Raw genomic sequence first — 2,414 nt, 5'->3', positions numbered from 1 at the left:
CCCTCTGTGCTCTCCATTCGGTCGAGTTCGTCGATCACGAAGAGTACTGGCTGCCCGTAGGTCAGCGTCAGGAGCTCAGATAGCTGAACCAGTTTTTCCTCGAGATTCAAATCTTGATAGCTCAAGCGTTGACTTTCGACAGCGAACTTTTTTGTGCTTTCCACCTCCACAAATTTCAGTGTTAGGCGTCGGCGGGTAACCCTGTCGATAAGTTGAGTCGCATCACCTGATCCAGCTAGCTCTACAGATTCGGCTGCGTTCACCAATGCCTGCAGGAGGTCTTGGAAGGAATTGGTAGCGTCCGTGCATGTTACGTAAAAAGTGAGATAGTTGCCGCCCGCGGGCAATGCGAGACGCTCCGCATTCAACTGATGCAGTAGCTCAACATTACCCATGGCGATTAGTCGAAGTTGAAGGGCCAGGCTCGATTTCCCCAGGCCGCGATCACCATATATGAGTGGTGTGGAACCTAGCAGATGCAAAGAATCGGCTAGTTCGCGGACCTGTTTGCTTCGCCCGGCGAAGCGCTCAGGGTCATCCAGCTCAGTTGCCGGAAGGAAGGCGTTCAGCATGGCAGCCCGGTTGTTCATTTGCTCTTATCTCCCCAATTTCGCTTCTCACCTATAACCTATCCTGCGCGAGCTATGGGCTCATCCCTAGGTTGGCTCCGATCGCTGAGAGCACAAGTTCTGTTAACGTCGGAGAGTGCAATATGTATGGATGACCGTAGCGGCAGGTTCTTAAGCTGGACGATTTCGGCTGCGTGCCGCAACCAGCCGCATGCGGGGATGGAACCGCTGCATTCGCGTACGCAACCGACTGAGTCGACAATCCAACAAGAGGGACTTAAAGTAGCCGTGATATCTTCTTGAAACCGGCGCGGCCCTGCCATGGCAAATGATGAGGAACCATTGGACGGAACCGCGGTGGGCTAGGGCCGCTTCAGACGAGCCTCTGGGTGAGGTTTCACTTTTGCCCTACGCTTTGAGTCGAGGAGTGGCCCACGGCTACGATGCTGAACAGGAGACTCGCAAGAATATCTGGGAGCACAGCAAAGTATGGTCGATTCATTTCGATTGAATAGCGTTACCTATGACGGACTCGAAGGGCAAGAAGTTTGCATCGACACCGTCGGCGAGACGTCCCGTGAGGGGACTTGGACGACGGCCATCACCGGAAAAAATGGAGTCGGCAAGTCTCGGCTCCTGGCGCAAATTGCCACAGTCTTTGACGCGATCGGCTCAAATAAGCCGCGAAGCGGGGCGGCAATCAGTGTCAGCTACTCGATGGGCCCACTGGAGTGTAACGTTTCCCTCTCCAAGGGCCGAGTTGAATCAACTATCGGCGGACTTCAGGTCGAGCCGACATTCTTGCCGGGCCCGAGGGCCGTTGCTGCTGTCACAACTAGCGCCTTTGATAAGTTCCCTCTTCCCTCCGCTAGGTTCCCGGTGGATAGTGCGCCCTATGCCGCGCCCCTTTATCGATACTTGGGGCTGAAAGATCCACGTGGTCGCATCTCGGCAAGTGCCGGGGTTCAGAGGGCGCTAGGGGAAATGTTCGCAGCTGTAGAAATGGACGAGCCTCGACGAAGCCGTATCGCCAATGTATTCAGTGATCTTTCATATGAGCCTCGCATTGAAGTGGCCTATAGATGGACCGGTCGCGGATTGGCTTTTTTGAGGGCGACCGCCGATGGTCGTGAAAAGTCGTATGAATCGTCCGTCGAATCTAAGATTCCTAACGACAGCGCCTGGAGCCAGGGCTACATCGAAGACCCAGATATCCGACGCGACGTATCGAGGGCGTCGGAACTACTTCGTAATTGGGATGCGAGACGCGAGCTGGTATTGATTGCCGACTTCGAGCACCACAAGTTTGCCCACGGAGAGCATCTTATGGCGGCCCAGCTACTAAAACGCTCGGGAATGATCGAGATGAAGAGCGTGACATTGATCCGGGCCGATTCCGGATCCCGCCTCGACCTTAACGATGCTAGCTCGGGTGAGCTCTCTCTGGTGACTGCTGTCCTCGGAATCGCTTCGGCCATAGATGACAAGAGTCTCGTGTTGATCGACGAACCTGAGATCAGCCTCCACCCGGACTGGCAAGGCGGATACTTGGACCTGCTCCGCCGGGCCTTTGAGAGGTACAAGGGAAGCCACTTCATTGTTGCCACGCATTCCCCGCTAATTGTCTCCGGTATCGACGCGAGCCACAGCAACGTGCTCTCGCTGGAGGGTAACCCTAACGATCGGGATACGAAGAATTTGTCAGGCAAGTCGGCGGACGAGGTCTTGATAGGAGCGTTCAATGTTGCCGGAAGAAACAATCTCTACCTGAAGCAGTCCCTCGTTCGGGCGCTACGCATGGCAGCCGACAGAAAATTCAATACCCACGAGTTCGTCGAGTTGATG

The 2,414-nt window shown here is 55.1% G+C and carries 2 protein-coding genes; one reads left to right on the top strand and one right to left on the bottom strand.

The window, feature by feature from the left end; translation table 11 throughout:
- Nucleotides 1–572, bottom strand: a 572-nt coding sequence (locus LQV45_RS25970) for a hypothetical protein (protein WP_230009538.1), incomplete at its 3' end; no start/stop codon positions are given.
- Nucleotides 573–1,058: 486 nt separating this feature from the next.
- On the opposite strand from LQV45_RS25970, the gene LQV45_RS25965 reads away from it, so the two are divergent.
- Nucleotides 1,059–2,414: ATP-binding protein (locus LQV45_RS25965; RefSeq protein ID WP_230009536.1), on the top strand; the 1,356-nt coding region annotated here is incomplete at its 3' end.

Source organism: Microbacterium sp. Bi128, from assembly GCF_918698205.1.
This window is presented reverse-complemented; position numbering and strand designations above follow the sequence as displayed.